Source organism: Candidatus Pelagisphaera phototrophica, assembly GCF_014529625.1.
Classification (GTDB): domain Bacteria; phylum Verrucomicrobiota; class Verrucomicrobiia; order Opitutales; family Opitutaceae; genus Pelagisphaera; species Pelagisphaera phototrophica.
This window is the reverse complement of record NZ_CP076039.1, coordinates 1,272,471-1,288,938: the sequence shown is the minus strand read 5'-3', so window position 1 is coordinate 1,288,938 and position 16,468 is coordinate 1,272,471. Positions and strand designations below refer to the sequence as shown.

12 protein-coding genes are annotated in these 16,468 nt (G+C 52.6%); 6 read left to right on the top strand and 6 right to left on the bottom strand.

Features of this window, described 5'->3' with window-relative positions:
• Nucleotides 1-10: 10 nt before the first annotated feature.
• The 5 genes from GA004_RS05575 to GA004_RS05555 form a co-directional block, all read right to left on the bottom strand.
• Nucleotides 11-1,159, bottom strand: coding sequence for a lipocalin-like domain-containing protein (locus GA004_RS05575; RefSeq protein ID WP_283396320.1), 1,149 nt, complete (start codon nt 1,157-1,159; stop codon nt 11-13).
• Nucleotides 1,156-3,804 (bottom strand): ABC transporter permease, encoded by a 2,649-nt coding sequence (locus tag GA004_RS05570; protein WP_283396319.1) that lies wholly within the window; start codon nt 3,802-3,804, stop codon nt 1,156-1,158. The genes GA004_RS05575 and GA004_RS05570 overlap by 4 nt, the downstream gene beginning before the upstream one ends.
• A 15-nt stretch (nt 3,805-3,819) precedes the next feature.
• Nucleotides 3,820-4,527, bottom strand: coding sequence for an ABC transporter ATP-binding protein (locus tag GA004_RS05565; protein WP_283396318.1), 708 nt, complete (start codon nt 4,525-4,527; stop codon nt 3,820-3,822).
• A 444-nt stretch (nt 4,528-4,971) separates the two neighbouring features.
• Nucleotides 4,972-6,435 (bottom strand): cryptochrome/deoxyribodipyrimidine photo-lyase family protein, encoded by a 1,464-nt coding sequence (locus tag GA004_RS05560; protein ID WP_283396317.1) that lies wholly within the window; start codon nt 6,433-6,435, stop codon nt 4,972-4,974.
• Nucleotides 6,435-7,520, bottom strand: coding sequence for an FAD-binding domain-containing protein (locus GA004_RS05555; RefSeq protein WP_283396316.1), 1,086 nt, complete (start codon nt 7,518-7,520; stop codon nt 6,435-6,437). The genes GA004_RS05560 and GA004_RS05555 overlap by 1 nt, the downstream gene beginning before the upstream one ends.
• Before the next feature lie 474 nt (nt 7,521-7,994).
• Here GA004_RS05555 and GA004_RS05550 point away from each other — a divergent pair, with 474 nt between their 5' ends.
• A complete protein-coding gene (locus GA004_RS05550) occupies nt 7,995-8,876 on the top strand; it encodes an HAD family hydrolase (protein WP_283396315.1) in 882 nt (293 codons plus the stop codon).
• Nucleotides 8,877-9,021: 145 nt separating this feature from the next.
• Here GA004_RS05550 and GA004_RS05545 read toward each other — a convergent pair whose 3' ends face one another.
• Nucleotides 9,022-9,441 carry an acyl-CoA thioesterase gene (locus GA004_RS05545; RefSeq protein ID WP_283396314.1) on the bottom strand — a complete coding sequence of 140 codons (420 nt, stop codon included), beginning with the start codon at nt 9,439-9,441 and terminating at the stop codon, nt 9,022-9,024.
• 280 nt (nt 9,442-9,721) lie between these two features.
• On the opposite strand from GA004_RS05545, the gene GA004_RS05540 reads away from it, so the two are divergent.
• The 5 genes from GA004_RS05540 (at nt 9,722) to GA004_RS05520 (ending at nt 16,444) form a co-directional block, all read left to right on the top strand.
• Nucleotides 9,722-10,405, top strand: a complete 684-nt coding sequence (locus GA004_RS05540) for a lysophospholipid acyltransferase family protein (RefSeq protein WP_283396313.1) — start codon at nt 9,722-9,724, stop codon at nt 10,403-10,405.
• A gap of 463 nt (nt 10,406-10,868) precedes the next feature.
• Nucleotides 10,869-12,293: an alkyl/aryl-sulfatase gene (locus GA004_RS05535; RefSeq protein WP_283396312.1), complete on the top strand. Its 1,425-nt coding sequence runs from the start codon at nt 10,869-10,871 to the stop codon at nt 12,291-12,293.
• 196 nt (nt 12,294-12,489) lie between these two features.
• Nucleotides 12,490-12,615, top strand: coding sequence for a hypothetical protein (locus tag GA004_RS05530; protein WP_283396311.1), 126 nt, complete (start codon nt 12,490-12,492; stop codon nt 12,613-12,615).
• Between the two features lie 97 nt (nt 12,616-12,712).
• Nucleotides 12,713-13,984 carry a DUF1552 domain-containing protein gene (locus GA004_RS05525; RefSeq protein ID WP_283396310.1) on the top strand — a complete coding sequence of 424 codons (1,272 nt, stop codon included), beginning with the start codon at nt 12,713-12,715 and terminating at the stop codon, nt 13,982-13,984.
• Nucleotides 13,985-14,011: 27 nt separating this feature from the next.
• Nucleotides 14,012-16,444 carry a DUF1592 domain-containing protein gene (locus GA004_RS05520; RefSeq protein WP_283396309.1) on the top strand — a complete coding sequence of 811 codons (2,433 nt, stop codon included), beginning with the start codon at nt 14,012-14,014 and terminating at the stop codon, nt 16,442-16,444.
• Nucleotides 16,445-16,468: the final 24 nt, after the last annotated feature.

The window sequence follows — 16,468 nt, the reverse complement described above, 5'->3', positions numbered from 1 at the left end:
CTTCCCGCCCCTATCGCAATGCGCCGCTCAATGAATCGTCATAGCCGGCGAGCTCCAGATAAGCACGCCCGATCCACTCGCCTGCTTTATTCGTCACTCTACAAGCCCCTTCCCAGTAGTTGGTGCCATTAAGGTCTCCCGTGAGCTCCTGTTCCGCTACGATTGGGCTCAAGGTTAATAGCCTCCACAATCCCGTCTTAGGGTCTACGGTTTCAATCGTTACGGTGGTGGGATAGACGGCTCCGGTAACTGGACTCTCCCAATAGCTTTCCTTACTCCATGAAAAGCCTTCGTCCCCATAGCCCTGGTACACTGAACGACCCGCTTCATCGATCCAGATCAGTTGCGAAAACTCGGAGGGAGTCCCATCGGTTTGCCTTAAGAGATACGCCTTAATTTCCCGCCCGTCATCCAGCTGGATAGCCGTCCAATCCCAGCCTTCAAGATTCTCGCTCAATTGCTGGCTAGAAATTTCATGATCCATCCATGCTTCGCCCCCTAGATTGAGGATCTCCCCGTCGATCTCAATGCTACCGGAAACCGCCAGTCGGGTGAACGTAATGTAGTAGCTTCGCGCAGTGGGATCGGGACCTTTGCGGGAAGTGCCGTCAGGGCCGAAGACTACCAACGGCTTTGTGGGACGCATTCGCAGTTTTAAGGCCGCCTTGTCGCGTATATGAAAACCAACGTCGATGGCTTCGCTGAGGTGGTCGGTCATCTTCATCGACCAGGGGCCGTGCTTCAGGTCGAGTACGTCTTCGCTCGCAAATGCATCCCATCCGTTGCGATCGATTCTTTCATCAAAATAGAACTTGCCTGCTCCAATATCCGTCAGGGCCACCTGGGTGGAGTAGATTTGCGATTGCCCGAAATTTGGATCCTCAAGACCGATTTCCCCCTTGGTTCCGGCAAAGCGAAAAAACGTTACTTGGAACCCGAATTCTCTCCCTGAATTGGACTGGAGGTGACCGGTTAGGTACCACCATTCGATTTTAAAATCAGGATGGCTCCCATGCGCCCTTGGAAACTTGAGGGCTTGATGCGGTTGCGGAACTCGAAAGCCTTCCTGAGTAAATTCTGGAACGCCAGAACGTAGGCATTCTGATATTACAATGCTGAATACCAATAGGAATAAGTAGAATCGTCTTCTGTTCATCATTCTTCCTGCATGGGTTTTTCATTTCCTGCCAGCCATCCGACCAGCCAACTTACTAGGGCTCCCAAGGCGACAAGGAGGATTCCTAGACTCAAAATTTCACCCCACGGGACGGCGTATTGAAGCGTCCAGCCAAAGCTCTGCCGGTTGATAACGAAAACGAGCAGCCAACCCAAGGCGAAGCTTAGGAGAATACCGCCTAGCGTAGCGATAAGAGTCATCCCTGTGCCCTCAAAAGCGGTGATACCCGCTCGTTCGGCTCGAGTGACTCCGAGCGCGCGGAGGGTGTGGAGACTGGAGACATCTTCCCGAAGTATATTCAAAAGCGCCAGAGCTAATCCCAGGACCGCCACAAACAATCCCAACACTTTCAAGGCATAGGTCACAACGAAGGTTTCTTTAAATACCTGCAGGGCATTCTTGAGCAAAGCTCCTTGCTCCCGAATCGCTAGTTCCGGAAACCGTTCTTTCAGGTCTTTCACAATCGGATCAACATCGACCCCTGCTGAAAGGTAAAGAGTCGCGTTCGAGAAATCATACACTTCGTACCAGGATTCCAGATACTTTTGGTCGACGAGTATCGCGCCTTGATCGTTTCCATAATCGGCTTTCATTCCACGTATCCAAATCGGGTGACTTCCTTTGCTGCTTTCCAGAGTGACGACATCGCCGGTTCGGTATCCAAAGCGATAGCAGTAAGTTTCGTTGATGATGGCCCAGGATTCCGCTCCATCAGGCATATCGCTCAAACTCAGGAGAGGATCAATCCATAAGAATTTTTCGTAGTCCTCGATTAGCTCCGTACGAATGCCGACCAGATAGACCTGTTTTTCTTGAAATTGAATGGGCAGGTACCGCTGAGTGGATACAGCATCAATTCCAGGCTCTTCGGCCAACTGAGCAATGGTGGTCGAACGAATAAAGTACTGGGAGGAAGCTCCGCTGAATGCTCGACTCGCGACATAGATATCCGCTTGGAAGCGGGTCTTCAACCAATGCGTAATCGTTGTTTCAAAGCTGCCGATCAAAATGCTCATACTGGCCGCCATGCCGATCGCCACAAAAAGTCCCGATACAGCCAATCGATGTCGATTGCCCGGCAGGCGCAGCTTTCCGATCCCGAGTCCCGCCGTAAGATGCTTGGATACACCGCGATGCAATACTTTCCCCATAGGTGAAATGAGACCGGCTACTGTGAGCGCTCCTCCAAGGAGCCAGCAAAGCGCCGCTATGTAGCCAAAGACGGGAAAGGCCTGACCATTGGAAAATATCACCGGCTTTGCCAAAGAGCTCAGGCAACCCAATAAAAGAAGGAGCCCGCCTAGCCATTGATAACGGTACCGTGCTCCATTTAGTTCCTGACGGCCGCTGGCGATGATTTTGGCGGGGCTCGTCCGAGTGGCAACGCTGAGGGGCATAGTTCCAGCGACCAGGCTTCCAAAAACGCCAAGCCCCATTCCAATCAAGCAGTCGATGCTATTGAGCTGGGCGCTTTCGGCAGTCGTTTCGGTATAAAGGGCGCTAACCGTTCTGGCTATGGCCACGACCACGATTTGTGAGGACGCCCAACCGATGAAAATTCCAAAGAATCCGCCAAGGAACCCCAGCGCGGTCAGATCAAGGAGCCAGAGCTTCTTGATCTCTTTCGGGATCAATCCCAATGCTCTTAGAATACCGATCTCCTTGCGCCTCTGAATCACGGCTGCGTCGATCGATTGACAGATCAGGTAGAGCCCCACGAGCAGGGAAATCAAAGACAATATCGTGAGATTGAGCCGAAAGGCGGATGTCATGGCCGCTCCCGTCTCTTCCTGCTGCTCGGCTTGAAGCACCCTCCAGCGACCCGCGGCGTGTTCGCTCAGCGAGCTCCTAATAGTCTCTAGCAAAGCCTCCGATCTTTCCTCGGCCTCGACAATCACTTCCACGCGGGAGACGACATCCGGCTTACCCGCCAATGCCATCGCGGCTGGTAAATCCATGATTGCCAGATTCTCCGGAACCTCCACTCCCGATCGGCTCGTTGGTAGTATTCCTCTGACGGTTAAGATAAAACGCTGGTCGTCTACGATGACTTCAACTTCATCTCCAACCGCAAGCCACAGATTTTCAGCCAATCTGGGTGATATGAACAAGGCTTTCGGATCTCTTGCAATGGAGAAGATATCTCGCTCCTCTTCTCCCTCTTCGGCAAACAACAGAGAGGCACTGATGTTTTGGTTATTGAAGTTTTGGATACCGATAATGTCGACGCCGAGAATCCGCAGTGATTCGCCGGGGATTTGCAGGAGATCGCTTGATCTCTTTTGCTTCGACACTGATGTTTCCACCAATGCCAGAACCTCAAGAACAGGAGCTAATTCGACAGGATTTTGCTGCAGGCTTTTCCTGATTCCACTCAACCAGGAAACGGGAAACCGTCCCCCTTGTGCTTCCAAGGTAAAATCCACCTGTCCGGTGACGGTTTCCGTGAACCCGCTAAATCCTTTTACGGCAGCCCTATTAGCCATGCGGATTGAAAGAAAAGACGCTACGCCCAAGGCTATGATCGCGATTAAGATGGCGGATTGAAGCTTGTGCCGCAGCCAATGCCTCAGACTGGTCTTGAGCCAGACTCCCAGTAGGGCTTGCGGTGACGCTGGACGTTCCATTTCCAACGGGTTGGGCTAAGCCCTCGACTCCAGCGCTTCTTCTTCAGACAGCATGCCGTCGTGAATATGCAGGGTTCGGTGACAGATTCGCGTGGTTTCCTCCTGATGGGTCACTAATATGAGCCCTACCTGGTTAGCCTCAGACAAGGCCTCGATCAAGTTGAGCACACGTTCCCCGTTTTTCGTATCCAAACTGCCGGTTGGTTCATCTGCTAGAAGCAGCTTCGGTTTCATAACCAAAGCCCGGGCAATTGCTACCCGCTGCATTTCGCCACCGCTCATTTCCCTTGGGAAGGCCTTAGCTCGGTGGGCGACATCAACCTCTTCCAGCATATCCATCGCGAGCTGCGCTTGCTCTGAGGCAGAGTAATTATTGAGCTGTAAGGAGAGGGCCACGTTCTCCACTGCGTTTAACGTGGGAAGCAGATGGAAGAACTGAAAAATAGAGCCCAGACGGCTTCTACGTATAAAGGTTCGCTGATCAGGCGAGAGCCGAGTCAATTCCTCGCCGTCAAAGATGATCGTTCCCTCGTCAGGGGTATCGAGGCCAGAAAGGCAATTGAGCAAGGTCGATTTGCCGGAACCGGAGGGGCCCATCAGGGCAACCCGTTCACCAGAATTCATGGCAAAGGAAACCTCATTTAAAACAAGGCGATTCTGGTAAGCTTTTGAAACGGCCCCTACGGATAGCATGATACATCGGATATCCAGCTGAATCCTCATTGCAACCCGCGGATGCTCCTAAATGGATCCCCTCCTCGTTTTATCGATTCAAAACCTGTCAATCGCCCGCATGTGCCTGATTCCAGAAACGAGAGAAATCAGCTCGCTATGCTCCCTCTAAAGCTGCTTTCAAATCGAATCCGAGCGGGGTGCTTCGCTGCACCAAGTTCTGCGAGCCTCGCACGTGCTTGCAAGGGTCAACAATTGCCCCGGCCACCCTTTCGGATAGGTCGGGATCACAGAGGACTACGAGGTTGAACAAATCGACAGCGAGATGCTACGGGATCGTGCGGACCCCTTCTGCTTCGAAGGGAAAAGCGACAAACGCGTGAAAACGGGAGAATCTCCGTCGAACAAACCGCAAGCAGTCCCTTCCTGCTACTGTTGCCGAGGGCTTCGATTCGCTGGAGTCGCCTCTGGCTCGAGGGTAGTTTTTTACGTAGCTCACGGAGTTCGAACGTTGGAGCGAGTGTGCATCGCGAGAATTCGGTTGTTCTCCTTTTTTACAGTCAAATTTTTACGATGCCCCCATATCTTGCTACGTGCTTTCTTTGCGCTTTCCTGGAGGTCTACTACAGGATGTGGATAGTCCCTGCCCATTTTGAATCCGCACAATTGCTGTTCCATACCAGTCATCAGCCAAGGTTCATGGATATACTCCGCAGGAACATTTTTCAGCTCCTTGACCCATTTTTTGATGAACGTCCCGCACGGATCATGATCCTTACTTTGCTTTACTGGATTGTAGATTCTAATCGTATTGATACCTGTTGTACCCGCCTGCATTTGGAACTGCGGGTAGTGAATTCCTGGCTCGTAGTCCAAGAACTGTCGAGCCAAGTGATAAACCCCTTTCCGCCAATCCTGATCCAAGTGGTGGCAGAGAAAAGAAACCAGCATTGCGCGCATGCGGAAGTTGATCCATCCCGTCTGGGATACGCTCCGCATACAGGCATCCACCATGGGAAACCCCGTCCGACCTTTCCGCCACGCACTGAGTTTCGCTGGGTCGCTCTCGCGGGAAAGCAATTCATATCCCCGATTGATACAGGTATGTTCGTATTCGCATTCCACTTCAAACTTTTGGATGAAGTGGCAATGCCATTTGAGTCGTATGAGAAAGGCCCCGAACGGTCGTTTGTTCGAACCGTACTTCTCATGGTTTTTGACGTGCTGATAGGCCTGTTTGATGCTTAAACTTCCCCAGGCGAGATAGGGAGAAATACGACCTCCTGAAACGCTGCTTTGCTGGGGCTTGGAAATGTGCTTGCTGTAATCGAATCCTCGCTCGTTCGCGAATGACTTCAAGCTGCGCCATCCGCTTTTTTCTCCAGCCGGTTGAAAGACAGTGGGATAGGCCTCCAGTTGACTTCTGAAATCGTCTGGCCAAGAAAAAAAATGGGCAAGTGGTTTAACGCCAGAGACGGAGTAGGTGTTTTTGAGCACTGGCTCATTCATGGTGGTAAACCAGTTTTTGTCCCAACCATCGCGATTCGTAATGCCTCTAACAATACCGTCTCGCTGAAATTGCTTCCAAACTATTCCTTTCTCTTGAAAAAACGCGTTCACTTTCTTGTCGCGCTTCCATGTGAGCTCTACGCCTGTTTCCTGGTACGAGAAAACCTTTCCGATCACAAATTTGCTAGCGATGGATCGAAATATTTCCTCCGCTTCACCGAAAAGCAATTCCACGCGACGATTGTATTTGAGAAGCTCATCATTCAGCACGAGTGCCGAATGATAAGCAAACTGCTGGTGCCTCAGTGATGCGTCGGGGTGAGCCGACAGGGATGGCTCGAAGATATATATCGGATAGTACGGGAGACCATCCTTTTCCGCTGCATTGAAGGGGGCGTGGTCTTGCGTCCTGAGGTCGCGTTTGAGCCAGACGAGATTAATGGCCTCCATTACTTCAGCTCTCCTTGGCACTTCTTCCAGAACGCGAAAAACGACTTGTAATATCCCGTAACCTCAAACATCCAGTCACGAGGCTCCTCTCTGCCACTGTATTGGTTGAGTGGATGTTCTTTGAAAACCGCCTCTCGGATACTATATGTTTCAACCAGTTCGTCAAACTCCCCCACGTAGCATTGAATTCCCTTAATGTTTTCTGACAACCCGAGCATAAATTCCATGGAGTTACTGGATATTGGATACGCCTTGTAAACGGAGGGCTCCATCAGCAAGACCCTATTGAAGTTCGCCTCCTCATGCCATTTCGGATCAAGGTTGTAGAAATTGTAGATCAAAGTGGGCAGTTCAGGGTCAATTTCGATGCTTCTCTTTTCCGGCAAGGGTGTTTCCAGCCTGGGAACTGTTCTTTCTCGAAGAATTTCGGGAATTTCCGCTTTTTCTAAACTCCCATAATCCACGTCCAAAAAGGTCCCTTTTTGGTGGGTGCGACAATACTTGTTTATATTTTTCTGATTGGCGTAGTACTTCTTACCCGCATTGGATCCAGACACCCACTGCCAGCTCAGTGCGTTGCTGGCCCAGTCACCGTCCAAGAGATGGTAGTACATCCACCGAGCCGGCACCCGCCAGTGGCTTCCCCCCACATTACACGCAATGGACGCGACATACATCCTAACGTGATTATGCAAATACCCCGTCTCGTAAAATTCATTTAGGCCGTCGTCGATAGCACTGATACCTGTGCTCGCCTCGACAAGGGCTTTCGGGATTTTATAGTGACAAATGTTCGGCTGTTCGCGCCGCAGGTCCTGATTGATCTCACTACCGTTGGCAATCCATACCTGCTGCCAGTAATCTCTCCATGCGAGCTCCTGAATAAACTTTCCGATTTTCCTGGGTTCAATCCCGCGCTCCGTTACCGCACGAAAGACTTGTCTGGTTGAGATGACACCTCTTGAGATATAAGGAGAAAGCTTGGTGACCGCCCCATCGATGAAATTCCGGGTCCGACCATATGCCACCGGATCCACGCGAACAATCCGATTAAGAATCTCTTGATAGTTAGTAATGACCCCCATCCTATCCTTATTAAAACCGCTAGTTTCGCGTCGGGAAGACCAAACAAACATTCAATGTGTCCAAAAGTTGTCTTCCCTTTCGAAATCCCTAGTTTTTCCAGAAGCCCGCTTGGGTGGCCAAATCGCTCGCTAGTAAAACTTGGTCGATCGTAATCAATCACGGTCGCCGCTGGCAGGTGCCAATGCGACATGCTCTGGGCGATATCGACTGGGGCAGTTTTTTTCGAAATGTTAGACTAGACCCGATCGGAAACCGAACCGCAATGGGCGTTTGCTCAAGCCAACAGGTGGGGCCATCGAACTGCAGGCCCATGACCCCGACAGTGTTTGGTATTTCAAGGAGATCAGGCTAAAGCAGCTGTAGGAGCAAACACACCATTAGAGAAAGAAAGATTTCCATATTCAGTCCGAATCAAAAGCAGCGCAAAACCCTTTTCTTTTGCAACAATTGCGCTAGGAGAATTCCTGACTAATATGAACGATCCAGCACAAATTCTACGAGACCACCAACCTACGAAAGAGTTCTTTGTCGGCATCGACTCAGACGGATGCATCTTCGACAGCATGGAGATCAAGCACAAGGAGTGCTTCGCTCCCATGTTTATTAAGTATTGGAATCTCCAAGCGGTCAGCAAGTATGCCCGCGAAGTCTGGGAGTTCGTAAACCTCTATTCCAAAAGTCGCGGCTGCAATCGTTTCCCTGCCCTCACATCGGCGATCCAGCTTCTCAGCGAGCGCCCAGAAGTTACCGCCCGCAATGTAAAGCTACCCGCCCTGTCGGCCCTGGAGGAATGGATGAGCCGGGAAACCAAGCTAGGCAACGCTACCCTAAACACTGAAGTCGCCGGAGGCAACGAAGGTCTCGCACCCGTGAAAGTATGGTCCGATGGCGTAAACGCATCGGTCGCGGATATAGTCCAAGGTGTCCCTCCTTTCCCTCTTGTCCGGGAAACGCTGGTTAAAATAAACGAGAAGGCCGACGCTATGTGTATTTCCCAAACCCCTGTCGATGCCCTCGAACGCGAATGGGGAGAGCACGGCATCCGCGACTTTGTATCCATTATTGCTGGCCAAGAGCGCGGAACCAAGATTCAGCACCTTGAAATGGCGGCTAAGGATAAGTACCCCAGCGACAAAATTCTCATGATCGGGGATGCCCCCGGAGACCGAAAGGCAGCAGAGGCCAACGGCGCCCTTTTTTTCCCGATCAACCCTGGATCGGAAGAGCAAAGCTGGCAACGGCTCCATGAAGAAGCCTTGGACCGCTTCTTTGCATGTACCTACGCGGGCGACTACGAGAAGCAGTTGGGAGACGAATTCGAGGCCTGCCTTCCAGAATCACCGCCTTGGAAGTAGGCGACATTGAGAATGCCTTTGTTTAGAACCGTTTCCATATCGTAGGAGCGATTTCACCCCGCAATTTGAATACAACTGGACTATCGCACCGACTTGCCGGGGCTCCTACAATGAATGCTCAACACCCAGTGCAAGTTTCAACCCCCTAACGCTTAAACCGCCCTGCAAACGCTTCTGGCATTCGTATGGGCTTCCCAGTTTCGCCATTGATCGCCGCCATTTCGGTCCGGGCCAATACGAGTAGATCTCCTGACTGATCAAATCCTCGATAGATTAGGTCGAATCGGGTTCCTCTGAAATTCGTCGCGGACATCTCCAACTTCAGTGTATCCGGATAGAATGCCTGATTCGCGTATTTGACCCAAAGCTCCGACAGGATCAAAGATACTCCTTCGACATCTTGCTCCGTGTAGCCCAATGAACTGAGAAACTGCACCCTTCCTTCGTGCAGATACTCGACGAATACATTGTTGGCAACATGATCCCCATAATTGTGGTCCGTAATACGGAAGGGAATACTCGTTGAAAAGTCGGTCCGTTGAAAATTCTTGATTTCTTTGAACATACGATGAATTTGCGGGTTTACCGGCAGGCATAAACAGAAGCGAGCTGAAAACAGACTCCCCAAATATAGGTTGTACTGATCCACCAAGCCTAGACACGCCTAACTGCCGAGAACACCGTTCACTCTTGACGCCACAATGAACCTTCGACCCAATATTTCCGCTCGAACACAAATTGCCACTATCTAGTTTTTCGACTTCCCTCCCTGCCGACCCCTTGTGGACGGTTTAGCCTTCACAATGCCGTCCGCTGCCAAACCCAGACCGATTAAACGCTTTTTCATGCTAAAGGTTTACCCGACCTTGGCATTGGGTCTCATCCGCATTCTCAACTGGACCTGGAGAATTCAGGAATCCGGTAGGGAACATTTGGATGCAGCGGTCTCTTCCCCAGAACCGGCAATCGCCGCCTTTCTTCACGGGCGCACTTTCGTGCTCATCCACCACATGACCCAAATGCCCGGCGCCAAATGGGTCTCCATGTGCTCGAAGAGTCTCGATGGCGAAGCGATGGCCCAACTTGAGGAGCGCCTAGGGCTGGACGTAGTCAGAGGATCTTCCGGTCGCGATGGACTCGAAGCCATTCAGGAGATGATTCAGTTCGTAAGGTCAAAGCCAGGACACGGGGCCGCTCTAGCCATCGACGGGTCACGAGGTCCTCGTGGACATGTCCAAGGAGGCATCGTCCGCATGGCTCGCTGGACGGGCGGACGCATTTTACCGATTACCGCTTCTGCAAATCCAGCCTGGATTTTCCGCAGTGCCTGGGACCGGACCATGCTTCCCCTCCCCTTCGCCAAAGTCGAAATTGCGTACGGCAAACCCATTGATGTTCCCAGAAAAATGAACGCCGCCCAGATGGAGGAGGTCCGAGTTCAGGTTGAGCAAAGCTTGCTGAACCTGCAGCAGGCCGCCAACGAGCGTATTGGCTTCACCGATCTAGAACCCATTCAAGCGGTTTCATAGCCAGCTGGAAATCACTCTAAAACTTCCATTACGACTCGAGGACACCTAGATCTATCCTGAATAGATTACCCGAGTCATTCCAAAGGAGGTTTTATCGCTCGCGACCGCCGACTGGGCTACCGATTGCTGTGGGCGCTCCTTACTCTCGCCTCACCACTGAAGTAATCGGCTGAATTCGTCTTTCGGCACGACAACTGAAATCGTCACTTGTTTAATCGGATCGGCAGTCGTTCTCGCTATCTATCTAATTTCGGGTGCCGTAACGATCGTCCGGAATCGTTTCTTGTACATGGGTGGGGAGGACCGGCTCGGTCCTCCGCATTGGGCTGAAAAATTCGGGGGATCGAGCCAATCCTCCCTAACAAAGCCACCGACAAATCCGCGTCAGCGGCAACTGCCTCGCTCCAAAGGGGCATTCTCTTTTGCTCTTGAGATCTCGCTGAGTTCAGGGTAGCGATTCAATGTGACCACAAGATACCCACTTATCCTATCACTCTTTCTCAGCCTTTTCGGATTCTGCCTATCCACAACCGCCCAGCCTAGCGAAGCGACCAAGCGGCTGCAGGAGCGCAATAAGATGTTCGAGCCGAAGGTGATAAAAGTCGCCGACAATGTCTACACCGCCATCGGCTACCAGGTCACTGCCAACTCGATGATAGTGGGAGACGACGGAGTTATCATCATCGACCCGGGGCAACTGCCGCTGTTAGCCAGTCGCGTGCGCAAGGCCTTCGAGGAAATCACCGACAAGCCGGTTAAGGCCATCATCTACACCCACGGCCATGGAGATCACATAAATGGAGCCCCCGCCTTTTACGAAGAGGGCAAAGGCATTAAGGTTTGGGCTCGTTCGAATTTTGGGTCCGAGGGAGCTCGCAACCAGATGACTGGTTTGCAAGGCGGTGTCCGTTCCTCGAATACGCAGGGCTTTGACTTGAAGCCTGAGCAAAAGATCGGCGTTGGCGTCGCCATCCCACCAGACAGGCGTCCAGCCGGCAACCTCAATGTTGACGGCGGGAGTCAAGCTGGAGGAGGCGCACAGGCCCAGCGTCCGCAAGCTACCCCAACTCGCGGTCAAGCGATGCGAGTCAACCCGACCCATACCTTTTCCGAAGATCGTAAGCGTATCGAGGTCTCGGGCGTCACCATTGACATGGTCGCCGCTCCCGGCGAGACCGCCGATCAGCTGTACGTTTGGCTTCCCGATCAAAAGGTCGTCTTTGCGGGTGACAATTTCTACCAGTCTTGGCCCAATGTCTATCCGCTACGAGGAACCGCCCGACGCTCGATTCGAGATTGGGTTACCAGTATCGATTCGATGGCAGAGGAAAACCCCGATCATCTGGTGGGAGGCCATACCACTCCGATGCTCGGAAATGCCAAAGAAGTGCTGTCGAACTATCGGGATGCCATGAAATGGGTTCATGACCGCACGATAGAAGGTGCCCAAAAACACATGACACCTGACGAGCTTGTAGAGTACGCGGCCCTGCCCGAACGGTATTCCAAATTGGACTACCTAGGCTCCTATTACGGGAGCGTTGAAGGTACCATTCGCGACATCTATGCTCAGGACCTCGGCTGGTTCGATGGTGATGCCCTCAACTTACACCGCGAGTCTCCCGTCAAACAGTCCCAGCGCATGGCCGATCTGGTCGGCGGTGTCAGTCTCCTCATGACCAAGGCCCGCGAAGCCATGGAGACCAACGACCCACTCGGAGCTGCCCAGCTTGCCCAGCATGTGATCCGTCTTCAACCCCAAAACAAAGGCGCCAAAAGACTCATCGGCGAAGCCCTCGCCATTATTGGAGAGCGAACTTTCAACGCCCCCATGCGCAACTACACGATCTCCGCATCCAATCGCTATCTCGCCGAGGCGGAAGAATAAAGAGCCCCGGTGAAACCGTCTACGCACTATTGAGCTTCCGTTTGCACTGTGTTACGCCTCGACAAGAGGTTTCGAACCTTGCGCTTCGGGCAAGCGGGGCGTTTTTGGGTTTTTAGACTGTGGAGGCGATCATTGATCGCCTATGCGACCACCGGACGCACCTACTGCATCCAGCGAACCAGCGACTTCATAAACTATGACCAACGACTCCTTTCATCTGGGTACCGGCGAAGTCATCAGCGTTTCCGCTTCCAGCCAATCCGTCCTGCAAAACCCTCAAAGCCGCCTCTCCGGTTTCCGCGTCTCGGTCAGCATGGAATAGGGAATTTAGCCGACGCCCTTTCCAATCAGGACTCGAAATTAAGACCTACTGAGAACGATTGACTAATTCTGTAAATTTTGGTGTGTTGTTATTTGAAATGAAAAGAGCCATTGAAATTAATCGCAGGCAGTTCCTTTGCGGAACCGGGGGGCTGATGGCTCTGCCGTTTTTAAGCTCACTTCCTCTTTCAATCGCGACGACCCATCCCATCGCCAAGGCGCGTAAACGCCTCGTCTGCGTCGGTACCTTTTTGGGCATGTACCCAGGCGAGTGGCATCCCAACCAGAATGGCAACCGCACACCCCGCCTACTGGAGCCACTAATGCCTCACCGCAAAGACTTTACGGTCGTTTCAGGCGTCGATCACGGAATCAATGGCGGCCACAAGGGCACACCTTCCTTTCTCTCAGGGGTCTACCAGCCAGAGTACATTGGCGAGTCGATCATGGTTCGCAACCAGATCACGCTGGACCAGCTCGCCGCGAAGCATCTCAGCCGCGATAGCCGGTACCATTCGCTCCAGCTCGGAGCATCCGAGGGCAAGCCCAGCCAAACCCTCTCCTGGGATGAAAACGGCGTTCCGCTGCTCCCCGAGCCGGATCCCATCAACGTTTTCCAGAAGCTTTTCGTAAACGACTTGAATCCCAAGGAGGCCAGCCGGGCCATGACCTTCAAACGGAGCATCCTCGATATCGTGGCCGACGACGCCCGAGCTCTTCAGAACGAAATCGGCTACGAAGACCGCGAAAAGGTCGACGCCTACTTCACTTCGATCCGAGACGTAGAAAAGCGCATTGAACGGCAGCAGCAATGGATCAACACGCCAAAACCAGGCGTGCCGCCATTAATGGAGCGTCCCACGACCTTTCACGAAAATTTGGACCTCATGTACGAGCTGACCGCACTCGCTCTGCAGCACGATTCCACCCGTGTCGCCTCGATCGAGCTTCCTGCCGGCGGATTGCCTATCACTTTAGGCGGCGAACAGCTTTCCGGATACCATGGCCAATCGCATCACGGTAAAGATCCGGAGGTCGTGGAGGAACTCGTCAAAATTGAGCAGATGCATACACGCTCGCTTTCGAAATTCTTATCCAGACTGAAGGAAATCGATGACGGGGGCGCCACTTTGTTCGACCGGACCCAAGTCCTCTTCGGTAGCGGCCTGGGCAATGGTAGCTCCCACTCCAATCGCAATCTCCCCTTACTCGTCGCGGGTGGCGATCTCAAACACTCCGGAAAAGACCTCGTTTTCGAAGAGGGAAATACGCCCATGGCCAACGTATTCGTGACGATGCTACAGTCTCTCGGTATCGAAACCGAGAATTTCGCCCATAGCACTGGCAACATCAACAACGAGTTGGCCTAAGCTCATTTTGGCTTAACGTTCTATGCAATGAACGCACTTCATCAAGGAGCTATAGAGGTAGGGAGAATCGCCATCCTGCTGGCTGCCCTAACTGCAACGGCCGTCTCCCTCCCCGCCTCCCAAGACTTCGACGCGCTTGTAACGCCTTTCGTCGAAGCGCACTGCGTAAAATGCCATGGGGAGAAGAAGCAGAAGGGAGATATACGACTCGACATCTTGGACCGCGACTTTTCTCAAGGAGAAAATGCGATTCTTTGGCAGGACGTATCCGATGTGCTGATAACGGGCGACATGCCACCTGAAGAAGAGGTCCGCCCACCGATGGGCGACGTGTCGCAAATCATCAAGGCGATAGATACAGAACTTCGATCTGCCGCCGCCTCCATGAACGAGAGGGGCCGTATCGCCATTCGCCGACTCAGCCACTCGGCTTTGGACAGTACCGTAAAGGATTTGCTGGGGATCGATCTGCTCCTATCTCAGAACCTTCCTGCCGATCCAGATCTGGAAGGATTCAACAGTCTTGCCGTCACGCTCGATGCCAATCCTGAAATGGTCCTGAAACTCCAGAATAACGCCAATACGATTGCTAAACTGGCCATCGCCAGTGGAGAAGATGTTCGCGAAAAACGGTCCTACTCCATCGGGACCATAGGGCACGGGCACAATGTGGAAGAGCGTCGTGAATTTGTGACCACATCGTCGAGTCGCGACCGGAAGCATACGATGTGGCCAAAAGATTTCTTCGTCCCTCAAGACGGGCTCTATCGGATACGAGTTGATGGCTTTGCTCGCGACTACCGAACTGACCTCGAAGAACAAGGAATCGAGTACACTTACTTGAGAGAAAACTACGAACAGAGTCTGAAGAAGCGGGACCGGAAGCCCAACGACGAACCTCGCCTCGTTTCCATTATAGCCATACAAGCCTCAGAAGCACGGCACATGGATGCTGCTTCCGTTCCCGGACGGCGCGTGGGCTATTTCTATATTGGAAACGAAATGGATTCCCAGTACGTGGATGTTCGTCTCAACAAGGGCGAAAACATTATGGTTCACTACGCGGCGGCGGCGATCCTAAACCAATCGCCCATAGCGGTCGTCGAGGGTGAGGAACGGCTCGTGGCGGATCTGCTTCACGTCAAGTCGATCACGGTTTCTGGACCCGAAATCGAATCCTGGCCCCCGCCTGCCCGTCAGCAGCTGCTCGGTGCCTCAAATACAGTTCCCGACAATTTAGAGGAACGTATTGGAGATTTCCTTTTTCGAGCGTTCCGCCGACCTGTACCGGAAAATACCCTACAAAAATTCAATCTGCTTTATCAAACCGGCCTCGATCAAGGCCTCACAGAAGAGGAATCGATGGGCAATGTCATCGAAGGAGTGCTCACCTCGCCGCGTTTCCTGTTCAACTACGACAAAGGCGACGGAGAGGATGTCTGGGCTCTGGCCAGCCGCCTATCTTATTTTCTGTGGAATTCGATGCCTGACAACACGCTCATGCAACTCGCGGTAAACGGCCAATTGCAGAAACCTAGAGTTCTTCGCAAGCAGACGGCTCGGATGCTAAAGGATCCGAAGGCGCAACGCTTTATCCAAGACTTCACCGCTCAATGGCTCGGACTCAAGGACATTGAGCTCATGCGACCCGACCCGAAGCTCTACGAAGACTACGATCCGCTTCTTGAGGCCCTAATGCGCCAAGAGAGCGAAACCTTTTTCCAAGAAGTGCTTGAAAAGAATCTGCCCATCACCTCCTTTCTCGATTCGGATTTCATCACCATAAACGAACGCCTAGCCAATCACTACCAAATCGAAGGAGTAGATGGGAGCGAGTTTCGCAGGGTCGCACTTCCAAAAGACAATCCACGGGGCGGCTTGCTGGGTCAAGCCAGCATCTTGAAAATCACGTCTAATGGCACCCGTACCTCGCCCGTCGTACGCGGCGTGTGGATACTGGAGAATATTCTCGGCGACCCCCCTTCCCCTCCCCCTGCCGATGTGATGCCCATAGAACCCGATGTGCGCGGGACCAAGACGATCTTCGACATGCTTTCCAGGCACCGGGAAATTGAGACCTGCGCCGACTGCCATCGCAGCATTGATCCGTGGGGATTCGGACTAGAGCATTTCGACGCCATTGGGGTCTACCGCTCGCAATACCGCAATGGCCAGTCCGTCTACGCCAAAGGCTCCGTACCAAACGGTTCCTTCGATGGAATTGCGGATATGAAAAGAGTTCTCCTGAACCGCTCCGACCAATTTGCTCGCGCCCTGACCGAAAAGCTCTTCACCTACGCTCTCGGGCACCCACTCTCGTTTCAAGAAAGACTGATAGCCGACGACATCGCCAAAGCGAATAGCCAGAAAGGCGGCGGCTTCAAAGACTTGATTATCGCCATTTGTGAAAGCCCGCTATTTCGAGGTGAAATCCAGTCCACGCAGGTCGCCCAGAATTGATTCGGGTAGAGCCAGCATCGGGAC